A 22,490-nucleotide genomic window follows, 5' to 3' on the forward strand; every position below is an offset into this window, starting at 1 on the left:
TTAAACCGGGAATAAGCTATTCCCAGTCTGGATTTTGTGTTAATAATGGGTTAAGTTCTCTTTCTGATTGCGGTATTGGCCACAAATAGTAATGATCAGGAAACCCTCTTTGTCGAATGTTCACTCCCGTAAATTCCGTCATCCAGACACCATCTACCACATCTTGAGCAATTCTCCAACGGCGAATATCCGAATAACGCTGTCCCTCACCACACAACTCCACCATACGCTCATGCCTTATCCGTTCTCTCATTTCATCTTTGCTTAGCCCTTCAGGAAGACCGGGCATGTCTGCCCGCGATCTTACAGCATCAATGGCATTATATACCCTTTGGTCCGGAGCACCCAATGCTTCATTCTGTGCTTCTGCATACATCAACATTACATCTGCCAACCTAATTAACGGAAAATTAATTGGCATGTTATCTTGTAATGTATAAACCGACCCCGTCTCTACAAACTTACGCCATGCATAGCTTCCATTTGCCCATACAGGTGTATAAGCCAAAGGGTCCGTAGTTATCACAGGGAAACGATAAAGATACTCAAGTCCATCTTGCCCTACAAAAGTGGACCATGGAACTACAACAGCTTGATGCATCCTAGGATCCCTGTCTTCAAACAGCCTTCTTACCGAAGCCTCATCTCTCCAATCCGCTACGTTATTGGGATCAAACACAGTACCATTTGCATTCGTGAAATTATCAAAATCAAAAGGAGTACCATCTTTCATTTCGTAAGCATTCACTAGCTTAGGTGTGGGACGCGTACGTTGCGAACCGGTTGTCGATCCACGTGCATTACCATAATTACGGTCTGTTGCAATACCATACCCTTGAACAGCAACATATTGAACATCGAAAATAATCTCACTACTATTATTACCTGCCGCCCTAAATAATGTATAAAAATCCCCTAGCAATTGACGGTCGCTATTTTCCATCAGTTCTTTAAAATCTGCCGCGGCTTTACCATACTCTTTTGCCCACAAATGAGCCTTTCCCCGCATAGCCAATGCAGCCCATTTTGTAGCCCTTCCTTTATCAGATTGACCGTACGAATCTGGGAGCAATGCATAAGCGTCTGTCATATCATCCACAATAAACTGGTAAACCTCTTGATCTGTAGCTCTCGCTTTATACGCCTCATCAACATTCATTGCCTGCTCATACAATGGTACAGCCCCAAAATAATCCCACAATTTAAAATAGTAATAACCTCTAAAAAATTTCGCCTCACCCAATGTACGATCCTTTACATCATCGCTCATCTGAATATCTGGCACATATTTCAATAGGGTATTAGCCCTATAGATGCCTTTATAAAAAATACCCCAAGAATTAGAATATAGGCTCGCATTTGCGGGAAACAAACCTGTAGTCAATCCTGTCGCCCAAGACTGATAGGAAATATCAGTAAAATCATCCATCATGCCGTACATGACAATGCTATTGGTAAATTCACGATTGACCTCGTACAACGCATTTGCCCCCATTACAGCATCTTGCTCCGATTTCCAAAAATCACCTTCCGATAATCCCACTAAAGAATTTCTATCCAGAAAATCGCTGCAAGACCCTAATAAATATATCGAAAACGTATATAATATGACCCTTTTTATCTTATTAATCATGGCTTTTCTTTTTAAAATGTTACATTCAAACCCACTACCCATTGTTTCATCATAGGATACGAAACACTTGCATTTTCCGGATTGTACCCTTCAAAATTTGTAAACGTAAAATAGTTTTCCAAATTCGCATACAACCGCAACCTGTCTACCTTAAATTTAGTTGAAACATTTTGAGGTAATGCATAACCCAACTGCAAAGATTTGATCCTAAAGTAAGATGTATTATACAACCAGTAATCACTAACGGCGGTATTCAAAGCCGAACCGGACGTATGCAATCTAGGATACACCGTCGATTTATTTTCCTCTGTCCAGCGTTCTAAAATTGTTGTGCGCTGTAAAAATCCTTCATTAATATTAAAGGTATTAAACCCGTCATTACCCCAATATTGTTTTACGCCACCTACACCTTGACCAACTACATTTACGTCAAAATTTTTATAAGCAACATTAAAATTTAAACCATATGTGATTTTAGGCAGTGAAGAATAATCCTTAATCACCCGATCTTCTGCATCAAACACTTTGTCACCATTCGTATCCTTATAGAGGATATCACCAGGAGATGGCTTACCTCCTACAAAAGTTCCAAATGTATAACCATCGGCAACCAGGCCTTCTATTTCTTCCGGATTTTGCACGATACGATCAAATTCCAATGTATAGAAGCTCGCATAAGGGCTACCCTCTAACGTAATATTTGCGCCGCTTATGGATCGGTCCCCATTAAACTTAGTCACATTGTTGCTCACTGTAGACAAATTCCCATTTACTTGATAAGCCAATTCCCCAACCTTACCTTGGTAACCTAGTTGAAATTCAAAACCTTTATTTTTCATTTCTGCTATGTTCTGCCAAGGCGGACTGAAATTCCCCATAGTCAATGGAATAGGTATTTTTGTTAAAATATCGCTTGTGGTTTTATCAAAGTACTCAACACTCAATGTCAATCTGTTTTTCAACATCGCCAGATCCAACCCAACGTTGCTTATTGTGGTAGTTTCCCATTTAATTTTGCTATTAGCAATTTCCTTCGGAGCTACACTTTGTTGCAATTGACCACTAAACGGATAAAGATAGGAACCATAAACAACTTGATAAGTATAATCACCTATCCTGTTATTGCCCAATTTACCCCAAGAACCTCTAATTTTTACGTCGTCAAATATGGCTTTTAAAGGTTCAGCAAAACGCTCCTCTGTTACGCGCCATCCAGCAGAAAACGACGGAAAAAAGCCCCATCTGTTATCTTTGGAAAACCGAGACGACCCGTCGTATCGTGCATTAGCTTCAAAAAGATATTTATTTTGGTAATCGTAATTTAATCGCCCAAAATATGACTGTAATGCATCGTCAGTTCCAGTTCCCCCTATCGACTCCATGTTAGCGCCCGCGTCCAAAACATAGATTGCATCATTACCAAAAATATCATTCTTCTTCGCGTTAAAATTATCCATCCTGTTATATTGCTGATCAAAACCCAACAAAGCGGCAACATAGTGAGATCCACCAAACGTTTCTTTAAAACGCAGAAGTGTATTTAACACGGTTGAGTAATCTCTTCGATTATTGTTAAATAAGCTATTCACACTTGGGCGTTGCTGATACTGAAAGTCTGTTTGAAGGTTCCATAAAGAATACGGTGTAACATATTCCCAACTTTTCAAGTTCGAATAGTTAAATCCGAAACTGCTTTCCCATTCTAAATTTTTTAACAAATTAACAATACCAAAAAACTTTGCACTCAATTTTTGCCGTTCACCATTACCCGTAATATTATCCACATATGCACGAGGATTAGACCCTACAGGCAATCCTGAAAACATCTCACCGCCATAACGTCCATCCGTGTAAACAGGAATCACGCCAGGCGTGGTATTTCTTATAGAAGAGAAAAAACTAGACACGTCCAAAACTTCCCGATCAGACCAAGAGCCAAAAATATTCGCCCCCAATGTCAAGAAATTTTTAACCTTAGCATCAGCATTTATTCTAAAATTATAACGCTCGTAACCTGAATTGTCAACTATCCCTTTATTATTTAAATACCCCATTGACATGGCAAAATGACTTTTTTGCCCACCTCCTCGGATCGCCAAATTATGTTCCGACAATAACGAGCTATTAAGCATTTCATCATACCAATCCGTATTCGGATACAACGGATTTCCGGCAGCAGATTCCCTTCTCCACTCTTCTATCAGATCTGCGCCGTACTTTTCTCTGCCTTCAGACTCATTAACCAACTCCATGTGCGTAGCCATATCTGTTATAAAATCGATATCCTTCGCTACCCCTTGAGAACCCAAGTACCCATTATATGTCACACTGAATTTATCACCGCTCCCCTTTTTAGTGGTTACCAAGATAACGCCGTTCGCTGCTCGAGAACCATAAATAGCGGACGAAGCAGCATCTTTAAGAACCGAAACACTTTCTACATCATTCGGATTCACATCATTTAAAGCCCCTGGAACACCATCAATAACCACCAAGGGAGAGGCATCATTCATTGTTCCCATTCCCCTTACTAAGAAACCAAAGCTCTCAGCCCCTGGCTGTGCAGACGTCTGTGAAATATTCAAACCTGCACTTGCTCCTACCAAAGCTGAAGCAAGATTAAGATTAGGTCGGCTAACGGTATTCTCGTCAAATTTAACCGTTGACACGGAACCTGTCACGCTACCCTTTTTCTGCGTACCATACCCCACAACGACGACTTCATCAAGTCGGCTCTCTAGCACTGTCAACATAACCTGTTCGATATCTGCTGCCAAGACCGTTTTTGTTTCATATCCAATAATTTTGAACTGGATCTGATCGGTTGAAAGAGCTTCCAATTCGAAAACACCATTCACGTCCGAGGTAGTCACCGCATTTGTTCTTACGTTTCGAATCTCGACTCCCGAAACTGCTTCCCCTCCAGCTCCCGAAACCACTCCTTTCCATTTCTGCTGTTTAGCATCGCTATTTACCTCCAACATCACTATGGAGATTTTTGACGAAAAGCTTTCTCGGAAAGCCCCTGTCGAGATCTTTAATACAGTCGACTCTCCTGCCAGAGGAAACATAGACACAGCCAGCAATAAATGCTTGGTATTAAAAACCCTCTTGAATTTGTGTAGTTTTAGATTCATCGATTAATTCAGGTTTTAGTAATCATTTACAAAAGAGATTATTTTAAAAGAAAAAGCATAAACAAGCACTGACCTACAAGTATCATAATAAGGTTGTCAAACCTGCTCATGCAAAATTATTGTATACAATATTATGTATTTTTTGAAAACAAAAAAAATATTTTTTATACTTTTTTTCATAAGAGTAAAGAGCTATTATGCGTAATAATCTATAGAACAACCCTTTATAAAACTACAATCAGATCTAAATATTAAAATTGTATACAATTTTAATATTTTTTTGTATATTAAATTTCAAAGCGATAGCTTTGATTCGTAATTATTCAAGGTTACACAAGGACAATACCTTATCTTATGACAAGTACAAAACAGATCTATATCCTTCATATTTTTTGTATTATACTTACAGGCTGTACGTCCAGTAATAGCGAGGAGATCATCAGTAGCATTGAGGTTGGCAACTCCATACTTACCCTGAGCAAGGTAGCCGACAACCTTGATGTCCCGTGGGATCTGCAATACGATCCGTTAAACAATGTGATCATATTTTCCGAGATCGCCGGAAAAATAAAGAAGCTTGACCTTCGTACAAACGAAGTCACAAGCATTGCACATCTAGAAGATGTGTACCAACTGCGTACACTGGGTCTTTTGGGTATGGCCCTGTATCAACCCAACAAAGGTCAGCACTATCTTTATCTCTCGTATACCAGTAAAACAGACAAAAACATCTACTCCAACCTGGTTCGCTATGATTTCAAAGAAGACAAATTAAGTAATCCAAAAACGTTATTGCAAATCCCCGGCAACACGGGACACAACGGCTCGCGTATCATCATCAGCAAGGATAACAAAATACTCTGGGCTACCGGCGATGCTGCACACGACAATTACGCACAGGACACTACCTCATTAAATGGAAAAATCCTACGCCTAAACCCAGACGGATCGATACCGAATGACAATCCCATAGCAAACAGCTACGTCTATGCGTGGGGATTTCGAAACATACAAGGCCTAACCCAGTCCGCTTCTGGAAGCATATATACATCCGAACATGGTGACGCCATCGAAGACGAAGTAAACCTGATCCACCCTCTTCACAATTATGGCTGGCCTCAGATAGAGGGTATGCACGACACGGACAAAGAGATGGCTATAGCCAAAATATCGGCACGCACAGAACCCATCCACTCTTGGACACCTGTCATAGCACCTTCAGGCATGGCCTACTACAATTCCACGGCTATCCCCACATGGAAGAACAGTCTCTTATTGGTTACATTAAAGACGCAATCGATGCGGATCCTCAAACTCTCGGACGACGGCACTACCATTGTAGATGAAAACGTATTATTCACAGATTACCTAGGAAGACTTCGCTCCGTCCTCGTCCTCCCTAATGGTGATATCTATTTTTCTTCAAGCAATAGAGACTGGAATCCGCAAAAAGGATTCCCGAAAAAAAAAGATGACGCTATATACCGTATAACAAAAAGCAACCACGTACAAGGGCCTGTTATCAGACCCAAAACCGTCAGAAAGGAAATAGCACTTTCCGGAAAAACACTGTATGAAGCCTATTGTTCATCCTGTCACAAAACTGATGGCGCAGGCATCGCACATTTGTTCCCTTCGTTAAGACAATCACCAATCGTATTGGGAGATGACAATGACCTTGCATCCCTACTATTGTATGGCACAGCAGATAAAAAAGAAAAAAGCCCTTATGAAGGAAAAATGCCTGCCTTTAATTTTTTAACGGATGAGGAGATCGAGTTGATTGCCAATTACATCCGAACATCTTTTGGAAATACTGGCTCAAAGATATCTCCACAAACTATTCAATCAAACCGTAGACAAAATGCAAAGTAGATCCAATTCCCTCTTCAAAAACTGGCTGTCTATCTTAGGCCCCGGAGTTATCACCGCCGCTTTGGTCTTTGGACCAAGCAAAATCACCATTACGTCTAAGATGGGAGCCGATTACGGCTTCGATCTGATATGGGTTATTGTAATTGCCGCATTCTTCATGATGGTATTCACCAATATGGCGACGCGGATCGGCGCACAAAATGACGAGTCTCTGCTTCGCCTGATCGAAAAGAAATTTGGCAAAGTCACCTCAGCCATAATTGGGATAGGCATCTTTTTAGTAACAGCTTCGTTCCAAGCAGGCAACGCAACTGGCGCTGCACTGTCCATCTCCGAACGCACCGGATCGGACTCCAAAATCTGGATCATCGTCTTCACGGGGGTTGCGATACTCCTTCTGTTCTTCCGCTCATTCTACAAAGCGCTTGAAAAGTTTATGCTGACCATGATTATCATCATGCTAATCGCATTTCTATCCACAGCAATCATGATACAGCCTTCCTTTGAAGATCTGGCAAAGGGTTTGGCACCGTCCATCCCGAAAGGCTCAACAGGATTGATCATTGCATTTACGGCATCCTGTTTTTCCGTGGTAGGTGCATTCTATCAAAGCTACCTTGTTCAGTCCCGCAGAAAAACACTAGGAACCTCCTCGTTACCCGATCAAGAGATCTTGGGAAGTAAGATTGGTATCGTATTGCTCGGCGTGATGAGTACTTCCGTTCTTGTCTGTGCCGCTGCGGTACTACACACACAAAACATCAAGATCAGCTCAGCCTCCGAAATGGGAAAAGCACTAGAACCTTTACTGGGTTCCAAGGCCGCTCTTATCTTTTTTATAGGACTATTCGGAGCATCATTTTCATCCCTTATTGGCAATGCCGTATTAGGAGGTTCTTTGCTTGGAGATACATTCGGGTTTGGCAACAACCTCAACAACAAAGTGGTCAAAGCCTTTATCATATTGGTTATGTTGATCGGAGCTTTCGTTGCCATCACTTTCGGCAAAGCACCTCTCGAACTCATCGTATTTGCACAGCGCATTACGATATTTCTGGTCCCGTTTATAGGAATCATCATGTTCCTCATTGCCAATGATCCTGTGATCATGAAAGATCAAGTCAATAAACCCACTACCAAAATCTGGGCAGCATTGGGACTGATCGTCTTGATCACACTTGCGTTCAGCAATCTATACAACCTATTTATCAAATAAAAACGCAAAAATATATGCAGACAGACTTAGCAAAATTAGAGAAAGAGATCTTGGCACCCTCAGCCGCACTGGTAGCGGACATCAAGAAAATTGAAGGTGACATTATGCTGCTTGGTATTGGCGGAAAAATGGGGCCAAGTATGGCCGAACTAGCTGTAAGAGCCATTAAGGAAGCCAATCTAGACAAAAAAGTGATCGGTGTATCGCGTTTTTCCTCTGGAGGACTTCAAAAAGAATTAGAAGACATCGGTGTAGAAACAATAGCCTGCGACCTGCTAAATCCGGACGAACTAAAAATACTTCCGAAGATACCGAACATTATCTACCTGGCTGGGCACAAATTTGGAACCACAGGCAATGAAGATTTCACCTGGGCTATGAACACCTATCTTCCAGGACAGGTGTCCGAACACTTCAAATCCTCAAAGATTGTCGCTTTTTCTTCTGGAAACGTACTTCCTTTTGTCTCTATTTCTAATGGAGGAGTATCCGAAGAAACAACACCCGAACCCATTGGTGAATATGCACAATCGTGTTTGGGCAGGGAGCGTGTCTTTCAATACTTTGCCAAGAAAAACAACACACCTGTATTGATCTACCGTCTTAATTATGCTGTTGATTTCCGCTATGGTGTATTGGTCGAGATTGCAAAAGCTGTACTTGAAGGAAAGGAGATAGACTTGACCACCGAAAATGTCAACGTCATCTGGCAGGGGGACGCCAACGAGATCGCTTTGCGTTCCTTATTACATTGCGAGTCTCCCGCCAAAATATTGAACGTCACCGGCCCTGAAATTCTGTCCATACGATGGATAGCGCAGTGTTTTGGCCATTACTTTGATCAGACACCGATATTTATCAATGCGCCTACAGGAACAGCCCTACTAAGCAATGCCAGCGAATGTCACAAGCTTTTCGGATATCCGAGAACCTCGATCAGAGAAGCGATTGATATCACCGCCAAGTGGATCACTGAAGGGGGAGAGCTATGGAACAAAGACACCCATTTTCAAGAAAGAGGAGGAAAATTTTAATGAAGACACTATCCATTACCCTAAAAGAGCACCTATTAAACGGGACAGTCATACCTGCGCATCCACTGGCATTGCATGAAGACCGCACGGTAAACGAAGCGCATCAACGATTACTGACCAACTACTATATGGCTAGTGGAGCAGGTGGTATAGCCGTAGCGGTACATTCTACGCAGTTTGAAATCAGAGATCCCAAGATCAACCTTTTCGAAACGGTTCTCAAATGGGCTGCAGAAGAAGTCGAAAAAGCAGATCTTGAAAGGCCTTTCGTGAAAGTAGCAGGAATATGCGGCCCCACAGAGCAGGCAATTAATGAGGCAAAAACAGCAAACAAATATGGCTACGATATCGGATTATTAAGCATGGGCGGTCTACAAGGATGGACAGAAGAGCAAGTACTAGATCGTGTGAAGGCTGTTGCTCAGGAAATCCCAGTCTTTGGCTTCTACCTACAGCCTTCTGTCGGAGGACGGGTGTTTACATACGGTTTCTGGCAAAAATTTGTAGAGATCGAAAATGTGGTTGCCATAAAATGTGCTTCTTTCAACCGCTATCAAACATTAGACGTTATGCGGGCATTGGCCAATTCATCACGTCCGGACCAGATCGCCATGTACACGGGCAATGACGACAATATAATCAACGACCTGATGAGCGCCTACGTATTTCCCGTCGGAAACAAGAATATCAGTATTGATTTCAAGGGGGGGCTGCTCGGACATTGGGCGGTCTGGACGCATAAAGCAGTAGAACTGTTGGAAGAAATCAAACAATACAAAAAAACCCCTTCTCCTGAACAAGCTGACAGGCTCCTATCCAAAGCTATACACGTCACCGATACGAATGCCGCTTTCTTTGACCCCGCACATAACTTCCATGGATGCATACCAGGGATACATGAAGTATTACGAAGACAGGGGCTACTAAAAGGAATATGGTGCCTCAACCCGAAAGAAACCCTCTCTCCCGGACAATCTCAAGAAATCGACCGGGTCTATAAAAATTATCCGACCCTAAATGATGACCAATTTGTAAAAGAATTTTTGACAAACTATAAAAAAACATTGTAAAGCTAGGCAAGGAAAAATATTTTTTTTAAATTTAAAGTCCATAGGTTCTGCGCACTCTCGCGCAATGGTTAAAGAAAAGCCCCTCGTTCCAGAGGGGCTTTTTGATCGCAGCTACGAAAAGTCAATAACTTAACACAAATATTTGGAGAGTAACACCTACAAATTGAGCGTTTAACTTTCAAAAAACAAACCGTTAATGTGGCTACTTTCGGTTATCACCTCCCTTTTATCAGCGGGAAAGAAGAAATTGAACACCAACGGTTCCTCCGCCATGAAAAGTATTCCTTGCTCGGTCGGCTCCCCAAAATCTCCACGCCAGTGCCCTGGTTCTTGGCTCGGGATGTACAGTCTCAGCATAAGTTAGCGAGGGAGCTGCATATACCTGAATATACCGTCCTAAATTGACAGCCGGTACAATCCGAAATGAGCTTCGATTAGCTTCATTATATTTAAGATCCTTGTCAAAATGGGTTCTATGAACCAATTCCGTAGATAATGCAAATCGCTTTCCTCTTACAAGATGCGCACCGACCCCAGCTTCAATACCATATTTAACGTTTTCGTCATTTAGATAAATTCCGGCTGCTAAGACACTGTACATCACCCGTCCACCACTTCTCAAGCTCGCCGCAATGAAGCTGCTCTCATCAATTCCTAACGACAGCTGACGAGAACCTTTTCTTATCCAGTTAAAGACGCCGATAGGGTAATCGCTGCTATCAGCAATATTAATAACTGAAAGCTGCACACCACGCACTTTTTTTGCGATATTAATCCCACCTGCAAGTTGGCTCCCGACTTCGCCTCGGCTGATATTCATCCCTCCAGCCAGCTGAGCCCCATGGGTCGCACTATTAGCCATATTGATCCCACCCGCTACTTGCAATCCCCAAACAACCGTGTCTATGCTATTCCAAGCGCCAGCTACCTGTACACCCGATAGTTTATTCAACCCGACATTACCAACCCCCGCCGCCTGAAATCCTTTTACATCGCCACCTACCACATTGGATACACCAGCAAATTGAACACCATGCATGCTAAATTGGTTGACATTAAAAATTCCTCCCAATTCAGTTCCGGCCACTCCCGCTGTATATCCTCCGATGATATTCAACGAGAATTTGTTGACGACTTGTGAATTAAAAAAAGCATGTGTACTCAATCCCGGTGTCATCGAGATTTGAAAGGGGCTGTAAACAAAGAATCCCCCTAAGTTAATATTTTGAATTCGCTGGCCGGAACTTGTAAAAAACCTACCAAATACGGAGTTTGAAATCATTTTACTGGAATCAGAAGTATGGTAATAACCTGTTTTATGCTCTTTACCGGTATGCGAGATCTCTAACGGAAGCAATAGCATTAGCATAGTATCCCGATAATATTCTTTACTCAACGCGATGACAACCGTATTATTCGGATTCTTGATATCCAGCTCAAAATATCCCTTTTTACTGGTAAGCGCGGAAGCCTGAAACGTCGTTCGGTCATACACCGTCACCAAGCTAACCGGCTTATTTGTGCGGATATCTTTGACATAACCCGAAATCACCGCTCGGTTGTTTTTTGTCGTATCCATATCGATGGCACTTACATCCATCCGCTGTGGAGCATACGTAATAATAATATGGGAGTTGGTTTCTTTAAAACTGTATTTCTCTCCAAGTAATCTTTCCAGATAATGTGTTAACAGTCCTTGATAAGAATCAATATTGACCTCCTTATCAAGATCCAGTAAATTACTGTTGTAAGAAAATAAGACCGCTTGCTTTTGTTTTAACACATCAAAAACTTCTCTTACGGTAGCTCCCTCGAATTTGGGCAATTGTATATTTCCTGAAAGCTTACTTTGGCCATACACGGCTGAACAGCTTAGGCATACCATGAGCGCACCTATTCCAAAAAGTTTTGCTTTACGGATAATGTATATGATAATTTTGAAATTTCTGATAAAACTGGAATACCTAGGCATGATGCTTATTTAATATAGTACACATTATCTTTCTGATTCATTTTTAAGTCGAATGTCTTTAACACCACATCCAATATTTCAGTCAGCGTCTGCTGTTCAAAGGTAGCTGTATACTTTAGCTCCCTTGTCGTCTCGCTCACAATCACAAACTGCCTCCCATACGCCTTCCCCAGCACTTCATACACCCTTGTCAAGGGTGTATTTTCAAACATGAATTCCTGGTGGACATAATATCGATAGAGCTGATCCGGAACCGTATCTACACGAATCTTAAGCTTTGCGGTATCTGAAACAACAACCATTTGCTTGGGCTTTAAGACCAGCTCTTGCCCCCCATGGTTCACCCTCACCGCGCCACTCGCTACAATTACCTCCGTATCGATTCCTTCGCGCCGTACATGAAAACTTGTTCCCAATACCGTGATTTTACTCTTACCACTTTCGATCACAAAAGGATGATTCTTATCTTTTTTTACATCAAAGAAGACCTCTCCTTTAAGCAATTGTACTTTCCGATTTTTTCCAAGCCACTCTTTTTGATATAGCATTTCCGCGTGGGAATTCAGATGTACGATACTTCCGTCGGGCAATCCCACATGCTTTATCTGCCACTGTGTTTTCAATTTCTTTTCCAACCTTAATGTAGATTGAAGGCCCCAAAAAGCGAATACGCCGACCAAAAACAGCGATGCGGCAATGCTTATCCATTTCAGGCTGTTTCTTTTAGGCACAGTATTAAAGGTCTGGAGCTTGTTACTCCCTTCGTCGCGCATCCGAACAAAATCCGACCAGGCATTATCGATGTCTATGTCTGGGATCTGTCTAGGATCTCCTCCGATAAGCCATACTCTTTTCATCTCTTCCAGTTCCTTTTTATTATTGCTATTTGCGGCAATCCACGCCTCAACCGAAAGACGCTCTTGTTGGTCCGTCTCTCCCACAATATATTTTACGATCAATTCCTTCTTCATTAGAAATACAGGTTTTATAAGCCAGTCATCATGATTAATGTCAGTATATTTAAATAATCTGCAAGATGAAGCCTCAGGTGTTTCAACGCCTTGGTCATATGTCCCTCCACAGTTTTCAGCGACAACGTTAACTCGTCGGCTATTTCCTGATACTTCAATTCCTGAAACCTACTCATCTCAAACACCACCCTACTCTTTTCAGGTAACTCGGATAAAGCAACATATAGCTGTTTTCTCAATTCGCTATCGCTTTGTTGTGCATAGGCTTCATTACCACTGCTGTGCTGCTGATACGCCTCGTACTTCATCTTGTGTTGTTTTCTTTTGATGAGATTTATGCTCTCATTATATACCGCCCGATACAGATAAGAACGTACAGACGTATGAATATCCTGCTGCCAATCTCTTTCCCACAGTTTTAAAAAAACCTGCTGAACGGTTTCCTCAGCCGTATCAGAATCTCCCAATATCTTGAAAGCGTACCGATGCAACTCCTTAAAATAAGTCCTGAAGACCTGTTCAAATTTTTTCTCTTTGTCTACTAGCACTGTCATATCATGCTTTTTTTCTGACTTGTTTCATTATAAGACAATCCAACTGGCTTTAACCCTTACCGATTTTTATTTTTTTTCCTTCCCCTTCCGGTGGAACAAAAATAGAGATTACCCGTTATTTTTTTCCCAGTCGGGCTAAGGGTATATTCAGAATCAACTGTCTTAGTCACAATAGAAAATTAATAACATTATATCTTAAACAACTTATTCTGATGAACAAAATGAAAAAACAAACGAAGTATGGATTTATAGCTCTCGCTTTATGCCTTGGTTTAACGGCTAACGGACAGGATTTGGATTACGGTGTTAAAGCCGGAGCGTTATACCATATGCCAAGTTATGGTAATAAATCCGTTAGCAATGATGACGCGCAATTTGGTGTGCAGGCAGGGATTTTCGCCCGTACCTCTGACAAACTTTATGTGCAAGGAGAGATAACATTTTCCACCTTTAAATCGGCATACAACTTTCAACAAAAGAAATATGACCCTACATTCTATCAATTAAATGTACCTGTACATGTGGGTTATAAAATAGTGGAAACTGACCAGCTGACTGTAAGAACCTCATTGGGTTCACAGTTAAACTATAATCTGAAAAAGAACAACGCGACCCCCAACAGCAATTTCAATACGCTGATCTGCGATGGCTTTGTTAATATCGGAACGGATATCAACCGTTTTGCGGTAGATCTTAGGTACAATCATTCCATTAACAGGACCAGCAAGGATCTTGATAGCCGAAGCCGAATAATAGGTTTGTCGGTAGGGTACAATTTTTAAATTTAGTCCACTCCAAAGTGGACTTTTTTACATACTATGAAGACGTAATTAATTTTTCCAATTGTTCAAATTTCTCATTACTCATTTTTTTTCGCAGGCGTTGTCTGGTTTTCTTTACCGCACTCTCTGTCACACCCAAGACTTCACCAATTTGCCGTTTATTAAGTCCCAACTTGAATAATGCAATATATCGTAAATGCGTTTCATTCACTTCCTCAAAATCCGTAGTTAGCCGCGCGCAAAACTCGGCGTATTCCTCTTCGAAAATTTCCTTAAACTCCTTCCACTTATCATCCGTCATGAGGTGGGAATCTAACATTTCAGACAGACGATCAGCAGTCCCTTTCCCGATATCAACGGCTGGTGCATGTATTTGAGGTAGATCCTCTTTTCGATTATTTTGGTTACGCACTACCAAACTAATTGCTACTGTAGAACCGATCAGTACAATTACGATACTCCAAGTAAGTCCGGAGTAGAACATTTTCCGTGACTCTGGTCCTTCCTGTTCTTCCATTTTTATCCTATCCTGTTCAAAAAGCATTTGTTTCTCGATCAAGTTACGAGATGACGAAATTACATTGTTACCATCCCAGTCATTCGCTTTACGTTCTAGTGTATCAAGCAAACGTCTAAATTTCATTTCGGAGATGATATCATGATTTTTTAAAGAAATATCCAGTTTAATTTTCACATAGCGTTGTGCAAAAGTTACCAGTTGGTCATTACGATCCAGTATATTGGCTATTTCATCCAAGATTAGTTCCGCACGATTGAGGCTATCTTTTTTTACATATAGTTCTGCCAGTGCCAGTGAGGCAAAGAGTGTATTCTGCTGATTATCGTGTTTTTTAGAAATCGTAATATCCTCTTTCAAATACCTTATCGCCTCTACCGCATTGCCGTTGGCAGCCGAGATTCGCGACAAATTACCAAGTACCTTTGCGTAGCGCACAGCGTCATTGCCCATACGTGCCATTTCCCTAGCTTCTATGAAGTACTTTTTTGCCGCTATGGTATCTTGTCGCTCTAACATCAAAACACCTATATTATCTAAGATCTCTGCCTTTTCATAGCGATCATTGCCCACATACGATAAGGCCTTAAACAGGTAATCAAGGCTTTCTTTGTGTTGACCTATTGTCCCCGAGATATAACCCATTCTCTTAAACGTCCCCACCTTATCTATAACGCGTTCTTCCGGTACCTTCAGCAGAAAGCGTTTACTTTCCACAAAGTAGGGTAGCGCTTCCGCTATCGTTCTAGAGCGATAATAAGAATAAGCAACGTGCTGAGTCACCCACAATAACATTTCGGTCCTATTGCTCCGTTTCGCCCATTCAATCGCCTTATTAAAAGCCCTCCGACTTGTCGGGTTGTCTCTTTTTTGAAGTCGAGTCTGCCCTTCTCCCAACAAGACATAATACACAGCCCGCAGATCGTTGCTATCGTCTCGTTTTGCTTTTTCCCACAGCCTACTTAGTCCCGCCAAGAGAGCTAGTGAGTCTTTCCCGACATATTGCCGAAATTGCGTATACTGATCCAATACAGGATCAATATGGTTGTTCTCGCCAAAACAGGGCAATTGCAATGTAAAAAATAGGACGAGGGTAATAAAAAAACATCGACTACCAACCAACATACGCAGGAGGCTTAATTCCCTTTAACCGCAGGTAGACGATGATCTGTCCGACATGATGGGTTTGGTGATCGTGTAAAAGAATAAGTATTTGTCGCTTGGTTTTAGGTCCTGCGAAAAAGGATACCGTTTCCTCCAACTGTGTAGGCGAAAGGCTTTGGTGCGCAAGCAGACCCATGTCATATGCTTCCTTGAGTTGTTGAATCACTACTGGCTTCGCTATGCGGGTCAAATCATTATTTTTCTGCTTTGCCTTTTCGTTGGACAAAAGATACGACGACGAGAGCCATTGGATATTTTGTGCAATGTGCAGCAACTGTTCTTTAAAGCTCATCACCTCATCGGTGGGTTTAAAGTCATAAAAATCTTCCGGCATCAATTCCGCCATTTTTAAGGTGTATGTCATCGCATTTTTCCATTTGATCTCCAACTGGCTGGTCAAACTATCCTTTTGTTGAGCATAGCATACGGGCTTAAAGAAAAAAAAGAGGGCCGTAATGAGGCATACCGATATTTTTAATGAAGACATTTTTTTTATATTTAAATCTGATTGGATAACCCAATTTATTATTCCTCACGCCTAGAGTCGTATCTGCTATCGCCTCGAACGCATTTCTCCTTAATTCCATACATATAAAAACATTTGGTTATAAATATATAAGATATCATTTAGTTACACAAAAAACATTTTTTTTGCAAAAAGTATCCAGAAGTCCCTTTTCTGTTCATAATCATTTATAGTTAAAGCCCCGGATACGACCGGGGCTTTTCTCTCAATTTTATATTTCAGCCCACCATTCTATTCCGCTAATGTCAATTAGTTTCAAAGAATAATTTTCCTTTATCACGATTCCATCTAGATCTATGGTAATATCAGCTTTCGCACCAAGAGGCAAAAGCAAACTATGTTTTCCGGATTTAATTTTAGCGACATAATGATTTTTTATGTTATCCTTTGGAAACCGTGCCAATTCATTTTGATTGATAGATTTCACGACCTTATTATCTTCATCTAAAATTTGTATTCCGATTAAAAAAGAACCGTAAACATCCGCTCCTTCTACTCTGAATAGTTGAAAGCCAAGTTGAGAATCGGTATAATGAACGTTTGAAATTTCGATTTTTGGTTTAACCGATTTATTATGAAGTTTGCCAAATACACCTCCGTGAAAATACTGATTGGTTAACAGCGTGAGTCCAATGATGAATATTGATCCGGTTAAGACCTTCGGATGTAAGTTTTTCACAGGAAGAATTCCCGAAGCTAAAAATCCAAACCGTTTCTTGTTGGTAAAATGAGGCTTTTTATTCATCAGGTAGCCGTCGAGCGAATAAGCCCCACTTCCGGTAAGAAATAGCGTAAAACCACTTGAAACACCAAGTACACCGATTTGCCATTCGTCCAGACAAGTTGTACCAAGCCATCCAGAACCCAAAAGTATCCCCAAAGCGAGTAGAAACACACCTACACTCATTAGTCTTGTAAATAATCCAAGAATAATAAATAGCCCTACAACAGCTTCAACTATTGTGAAGGTCACCATTGCTATTTGAAGTGCATCAGGATTGGAAACCAAATATTCAATAATGGGCTTGATGCCTAAAGCATTGGGTAAAAAGTGATTGAATTTTTCACCTAAGTACCCCGCTTCTTCGGGAATAAGCTTATTCTCTAAAATTAAGCGTCTCCAAAATGCGGAGAAGTATGTCCAGCCGATTACCCAACGTAGGGATAAGGTGAAAAGTCCAGCCATATTAGCTGAATTTTCAATATGTGTATGTTTCATTGAATTAATATTTTATTAAGCGTTAAAAAAAAGATATAGAGTTTGTAAGCAATAAACTATCCTATATCAATCTTCATTCGCTTGTATAAAATATACTTGGGGGGACTGTTCCTCGAGAAAGTTTTTGCGTATTTACGGTTGCCTTTGGCAGCAGAACACACCACAAAAACATCCTGTCTGCAAAAATCGATGGGTTCAATCTGCTTATTGAATTTTGATTTTATTACAACGGAAACATATTGACTATCGTGAGAAGAGTACTGACAAAGGTTTGTCTGTGTAATTGCCTTTGATTTGTTGAGTGGTTTGGAATAATCAATATCTACCGAATCAAACATTACTTCCTTTACCGTACAAGGAAGCAACGAAAATAAAATAAACCATATCAACAAGATACTGTACGATTTTCCGATATGTGTTTCTATCTGCGGCATTATTACAAAAGTACACTATTTTACTTTGTAACCTTCTCAAAAAGTAGCTTAGATTATTAAGTCCGATATATCTTTTGATTAGCTCTTGCCAACAAGCATTAAAAATAAAACCTAAACTAATGAATTTTAACTATTCTGTTCTTACTATGTAAATTAATAGATCAATTATCCGCCTTCGCGTGCCATTTCCACCATTTGAACGACCTCTTCAGCAACTTCCTCCGCGCTACCTGAAAAACCCGCAGCTTTGAAGCGTATTCTGCCCTTTCCATCGATAACAAATTTGGCCGGTATACCATCTACCTTGAACGCATCTGCCGCCGCACTTCTTCTCGTTGCAGGATCTTTAGGATCCATATACAAGTCAAATGTGTAATCTCGTTTGGTTAGAAAAGATTTCGCATCGGTCAGCGGATCGGCCACATTCTCCCAGGTATGAATGAATAAAAATTTAATCTCCGAATCGTTTTTATAGCGATTCACTGCCATTTGCATGGCGGGAAACGATTCCACACAAGGACCGCACCACGTTGCCCAAAAATCTAATACTATGGTTTTGCCCTTAAAATCCGATAGAGACACCTTTTTCCCATTTACATCCGTAACCGTAAATGGAGGCGCCGCCTCATCGATCATCAACTCCGCAACATGCGCTTTCATCTTATCAATAAAACCCTGCTTCAGCTCCGTGATATACGCATCCACATCTTTATTAGGGTATAATTTAGCATACCCTTTTCTTATTTGTTCAATGTATCTTGGATCATGTTTGCCATCCTTAACAGCTTTAGCCAACATCGGCAAGGCTTCTTCGTACAGTCCCTTTAAACTTGACAAGAAAGCATAGTTCTCGATTAGTTCCGCGTCGTTGTTTTCAAGATTGCGGTATGCCTCTGTCGTATACGTGTAAGCTTCCTCATACTTTTCAGCCTTAAAAAGTAGTTTTCCGTACATGTTGATGTATTCCTTATAGACTGCTTGTGGATCTATCTGGAGGGGCTCACTAAGTGCAGATTGGTTTTTAAGAGTTTCTACCTTTGCGATTTCGTTCGTGGCAATCGTCAGCGCCGTCGCTTTATCGAATGCGTCGATGATATCGACCATCAGCATGACGCCATACAATCGGTATACCTTATCCTCCATCGAATTAAGCATGCTCATGGCCTTGGTGGTATCCGGGATCTCGGCATAGGCAAGAGCGGCTAAATTCCTTTCCAGATCCAAATTCGTATTGGGATAGTCTTTGATCATTGTCTGCACTAAAGCCTCGATTTCAGCCGGTTCTGACAAAGGCATAAACAACTGCATGCGTAACATCCGCGCATTTATACTCTCTGGATATTTCTGCAGCAACTTATCGCTGACTTGTTTCTTCTTAGCCTCATCTTTCGCGTAATACTGGATCAGCACATCCAAATCTTCTGCCGTCCCGTTCGCTAGATCGGTGATCTTCTTATCAAGTGTAGCCTTATTTTTTTCATTTTGTAAGGCCTCCAGTTTCGGATTTTTATATTCGCTTTCTTGGGCATCCGTGCTCAAGGTAAAGAGCATTAAAAATGCTAAAGCTATATTTTTCATAGCTAATATTCTATTCTAAAGTTTAAATTCTATCCTGTATAAATTTTACGAGTACGGCCGCAGGCATAATAATAGTAGCGGTGCGACTTCTTCTGGCTATATTGATGCCCCAAAACCGGCCATCACGGTCAAAAACCGGTCCGCTACATTATTCGCCCTAATCGGCGCATCATGGACGAGAACGTGATTATAGGCGTCGGAAAGCTGCTGACGTTAACCCCGTATATTAGTGCTGGCGGCAGTTGCAAGTGCTTTGGTGATTTCCACCATTGCTTTGAGCTTATAATATTCCCGATCGGTCGATCCGGCATAACCCGAGCTGTAAAATCGAATATTACCTGATGGATCGAAAATAATCTTCGTCGGTGTTCCCTGCACCTCATACGCCAGATTTTCCTCATCCCGAAGGACATCGAGCGTGATGCCTTTCTGTGCTACATAGGCCTTGACCGTGCTGTTGGTCTCAAACAAATCGATCACAAACAACTGGAGTTCATCTTTCGTGTAATCGGCCACGACACGTTCAAAACCGCTAAATGCCGCGACACAAGGTGTACATAAGGTCGTCCAAAAATCAATCACCAAGATTTTTCCCGTGTGATCCGCCAACGGAACGGGCTCTCCCTTCAAGTTTTCCAGCGTAATATCCTGAACAGCTTTTTTTGCTTCGAACAACGTCATCATTTCGGTCGCATCATCTGGACTAGGGATCGTAGCCTTCAATGTTTTTTGTGGCGATGCGATGTACAGCTTTTCTACCTCTTTGTAATAGTGCTGGTACGCTTCATCTTGTAACGATTTAAGGTAAAGCTCAAAATCTTTATCCGTCCCCTTTGCCTTTTTATAAATCTCTTTAAAGGTGGTTACCGTATTAGGATTTGAATCCGCTTCTCTAAAGGCTTTGGTCAACAGATCAAATGCCGATTGATTTTCACCCGCTGCCGAAAGCACGATGGCATACCGGTTGAGATAGTTTGACTTACTATCTTTAAAATACGGAATTTCTCGCATTGGGTTTTCTTCCGCTGATGAAAGCGTTGCAATCATTTCTTTTGCTTTATCCACTTTTCCCAATTTGGCATTCGCCGCTGCATTTAACTCTTTCAAAACCGGCGTTCTGCCTAACACATCTTCCAGTGTACCTTCCTTAATCTCCTGTAGGAGCGCATTTGAAATCTCGGCTACCGCAGCATAGTCCTTCTTTTCATCGAAGAGTTTCTCCAGCGCATTGGCAAGGTAAAGGAATTGGCGTGCCGAAAAATCAGGCTTTGTGGATTTGTAGTAGTTGTATCGTTCGACATTCCCTGTGGCTAACCAGGCAAAAGCCAATTCTCCGCGAAAATCGTTTGTGACTGACGTTATGTGTTCCTGCGGGGGCAGTTCCCTTAGCATCTCATTGTACTTTTTTTCCTGATCTTCAACCTTCTCAATAACCATAAAATCATTGAAGTTATATTTAGCTGGCGCTTCCTGTGCCCATGCTTTCGTAGATAGTAACAATACGAGGATTAATTTTTTCATGTTTATTCAATTATGTATTAAACTCTTTATTATGTACGTGTTTATTCTTTTTTATTTGGCAATCTATTGGCCTACAAATCCTTTGTATGTGCCTTTGCAACTTCAACCATGGCTTTTAATTTGTAATACTCCGCATCGTCAGATCCTGCATAGCCGACTCCCCTGAGTTGAATATTTCCATCGGTGCCAATGATAAATTTCTCGGGCGTACCTATTGCCCCTATGGCATTAAAGATCTTTTCGTGATTATCAAAAAGCACATTTAGCGTATATCCTTTCTTTTTCATGTACGGCCGAACGATGTCAGCTGTTTCTCCCACATTAATAACAAACAGTTCAAACGGATCCTTACTATACTCCTTCACGATACGCTCAAAGGCAGGAAACGCGGCCACACAAGGTTTGCATACCGTACTCCAAAAGTCAATAACCACGATCTTCCCTTTATATGTCGAAAGACGGATCTCTTTACCATCATAATCCGTTAACGGAATATTTGGCACGGCCTGTCCATTCGCTTTCCATTCCTTTTGTACGTTTTCATAAGTCGTCCTATAAGCTTCTTCTTCTAGGGTTGCAATATATTCTTCGAGACCTTTTTTACTACCATTTACCTGCTGGTATACCTCTCGTAGGGTACCACGAAGAACTGCTGTCGAATTGGCATCACGCATTGCTTTAGAAAGGGTATCCAATGCACGTTGAGGTTGTCCGTCGGCAGCTAAGATTACCGCATACCGGTTGAGATAATTGGCCAATGAATTTCTAAAATAAGGAAAGTTTCTGAAGATTACCTTTTCATTAGAGGCTTCAATCCGCTCCTTGGCAAGCTGTACATTACCTAATCGAGCATTTGCTACAGCATTGATTTCCAACAATACGCCAACTCGACTAAATTGGTCGTAATACATCCCTTTTTCCAGCTCGCCCAACAGTTCGCTGGAAATCTGTTCAACACGTCTCACCTCCGTATTATTGTCGACCCAATCTTCGAGGTGATTGCTTAATTCGAATAATTGAAGTGCTGTAAACTTCGGTTGCATCTTTTTGTAAAACTGGTATTTCTCTACATTCCCTTTGAGCAGCCAATCCACAGCCAATTGCCCCCTGTATTCACTATACTTAGCTGTATTATCGGAATCTTCAGGTTCTTCCGCCATTAACGAATTATAATACTTTTCTGCCTCTTCAACCGCTAGAATAGTAGCAAATTCAACATCCTTTACTTGCACTTGTTGGGCGTAAGCACATCCAGAAAAGACCATTAATAATAGTATTGCTTTCATA

Annotated in this window: 17 protein-coding genes; 5 read left to right on the forward strand and 12 right to left on the reverse strand. The window is 41.3% G+C overall.

The genetic code is table 11. From position 1 onward, the window contains the following. Positions 1–16: 16 nt before the first annotated feature. Both FAZ19_RS21445 and FAZ19_RS21450 read right to left on the reverse strand, forming a co-directional pair. Positions 17–1,633, reverse strand: coding sequence for a RagB/SusD family nutrient uptake outer membrane protein (locus tag FAZ19_RS21445; RefSeq protein ID WP_169305737.1), 1,617 nt, complete (start codon positions 1,631–1,633; stop codon positions 17–19). 11 nt (positions 1,634–1,644) lie between these two features. After that, complete coding sequence (locus FAZ19_RS21450) at positions 1,645–4,770, reverse strand: SusC/RagA family TonB-linked outer membrane protein (protein WP_136822820.1); 3,126 nt, start codon at positions 4,768–4,770, stop codon at positions 1,645–1,647. 354 nt (positions 4,771–5,124) lie between these two features. On the opposite strand from FAZ19_RS21450, the gene FAZ19_RS21455 reads away from it, so the two are divergent. The 4 genes from FAZ19_RS21455 to FAZ19_RS21470 are packed head-to-tail and all read left to right on the forward strand — an operon-like array spanning position 5,125 to position 9,965. After that, a complete protein-coding gene (locus FAZ19_RS21455; RefSeq protein WP_136822821.1) occupies positions 5,125–6,645 on the forward strand; it encodes a PQQ-dependent sugar dehydrogenase in 1,521 nt (506 codons plus the stop codon). Beyond that, positions 6,554–7,861, forward strand: a complete 1,308-nt coding sequence (locus FAZ19_RS21460; RefSeq protein ID WP_229707665.1) for an Nramp family divalent metal transporter — start codon at positions 6,554–6,556, stop codon at positions 7,859–7,861. Before FAZ19_RS21455 ends, FAZ19_RS21460 begins: the two co-directional genes overlap by 92 nt. Before the next feature lie 14 nt (positions 7,862–7,875). Further along, positions 7,876–8,895, forward strand: coding sequence for an NAD-dependent epimerase/dehydratase family protein (locus tag FAZ19_RS21465; protein WP_136822822.1), 1,020 nt, complete (start codon positions 7,876–7,878; stop codon positions 8,893–8,895). Further along, complete coding sequence (locus FAZ19_RS21470) at positions 8,895–9,965, forward strand: dihydrodipicolinate synthase family protein (protein ID WP_136822823.1); 1,071 nt, start codon at positions 8,895–8,897, stop codon at positions 9,963–9,965. Before FAZ19_RS21465 ends, FAZ19_RS21470 begins: the two co-directional genes overlap by 1 nt. 229 nt (positions 9,966–10,194) lie before the next feature. Here the strand turns inward: FAZ19_RS21470 and FAZ19_RS21475 are convergent, their stop codons facing one another. Genes FAZ19_RS21475 through FAZ19_RS21485 form a run of 3 tightly spaced genes read right to left on the reverse strand, consistent with a single transcriptional unit; the run spans position 10,195 to position 13,462 of the window. Then, on the reverse strand, positions 10,195–11,937 hold the full coding sequence (locus tag FAZ19_RS21475) for a carboxypeptidase-like regulatory domain-containing protein (RefSeq protein WP_136822824.1): 1,743 nt from the start codon (positions 11,935–11,937) through the stop codon (positions 10,195–10,197). Positions 11,938–11,942: 5 nt separating this feature from the next. Next, positions 11,943–12,908 carry a FecR family protein gene (locus FAZ19_RS21480; protein WP_136822825.1) on the reverse strand — a complete coding sequence of 322 codons (966 nt, stop codon included), beginning with the start codon at positions 12,906–12,908 and terminating at the stop codon, positions 11,943–11,945. A gap of 14 nt (positions 12,909–12,922) precedes the next feature. Further along, on the reverse strand, positions 12,923–13,462 hold the full coding sequence (locus FAZ19_RS21485; RefSeq protein WP_136822826.1) for an RNA polymerase sigma-70 factor: 540 nt from the start codon (positions 13,460–13,462) through the stop codon (positions 12,923–12,925). 212 nt (positions 13,463–13,674) lie between these two features. Between FAZ19_RS21485 and FAZ19_RS21490 the strand changes: the two genes are divergently transcribed. Beyond that, a complete protein-coding gene (locus FAZ19_RS21490) occupies positions 13,675–14,244 on the forward strand; it encodes an outer membrane beta-barrel protein (protein WP_136822827.1) in 570 nt (189 codons plus the stop codon). A 34-nt stretch (positions 14,245–14,278) separates the two neighbouring features. Here FAZ19_RS21490 and FAZ19_RS21495 read toward each other — a convergent pair whose 3' ends face one another. From FAZ19_RS21495 to FAZ19_RS21525, 7 genes are all read right to left on the reverse strand, one after another. Beyond that, complete coding sequence (locus FAZ19_RS21495) at positions 14,279–15,886, reverse strand: hypothetical protein (protein ID WP_136822828.1); 1,608 nt, start codon at positions 15,884–15,886, stop codon at positions 14,279–14,281. Beyond that, positions 15,873–16,412 carry a DinB family protein gene (locus FAZ19_RS21500; RefSeq protein WP_136822829.1) on the reverse strand — a complete coding sequence of 180 codons (540 nt, stop codon included), beginning with the start codon at positions 16,410–16,412 and terminating at the stop codon, positions 15,873–15,875. Before FAZ19_RS21500 ends, FAZ19_RS21495 begins: the two co-directional genes overlap by 14 nt. Positions 16,413–16,662: 250 nt before the next feature. Next, on the reverse strand, positions 16,663–17,670 hold the full coding sequence (locus tag FAZ19_RS21505; RefSeq protein ID WP_136822830.1) for a TQO small subunit DoxD: 1,008 nt from the start codon (positions 17,668–17,670) through the stop codon (positions 16,663–16,665). A gap of 56 nt (positions 17,671–17,726) precedes the next feature. After that, a complete protein-coding gene (locus FAZ19_RS21510) occupies positions 17,727–18,104 on the reverse strand; it encodes a hypothetical protein (RefSeq protein ID WP_136822831.1) in 378 nt (125 codons plus the stop codon). A gap of 165 nt (positions 18,105–18,269) precedes the next feature. Beyond that, positions 18,270–19,682 carry a TlpA disulfide reductase family protein gene (locus tag FAZ19_RS21515; protein ID WP_136822832.1) on the reverse strand — a complete coding sequence of 471 codons (1,413 nt, stop codon included), beginning with the start codon at positions 19,680–19,682 and terminating at the stop codon, positions 18,270–18,272. Between the two features lie 213 nt (positions 19,683–19,895). Further along, positions 19,896–21,203, reverse strand: a complete 1,308-nt coding sequence (locus tag FAZ19_RS21520) for a TlpA family protein disulfide reductase (RefSeq protein WP_136822833.1) — start codon at positions 21,201–21,203, stop codon at positions 19,896–19,898. A 71-nt stretch (positions 21,204–21,274) separates the two neighbouring features. Next, positions 21,275–22,489, reverse strand: coding sequence for a TlpA disulfide reductase family protein (locus FAZ19_RS21525; RefSeq protein ID WP_169305738.1), 1,215 nt, complete (start codon positions 22,487–22,489; stop codon positions 21,275–21,277). Position 22,490 lies beyond the last annotated feature (1 nt).

The sequence above is a fragment of the Sphingobacterium alkalisoli genome, from assembly GCF_005049105.1.
GTDB lineage: Bacteria > Bacteroidota > Bacteroidia > Sphingobacteriales > Sphingobacteriaceae > Sphingobacterium > Sphingobacterium alkalisoli.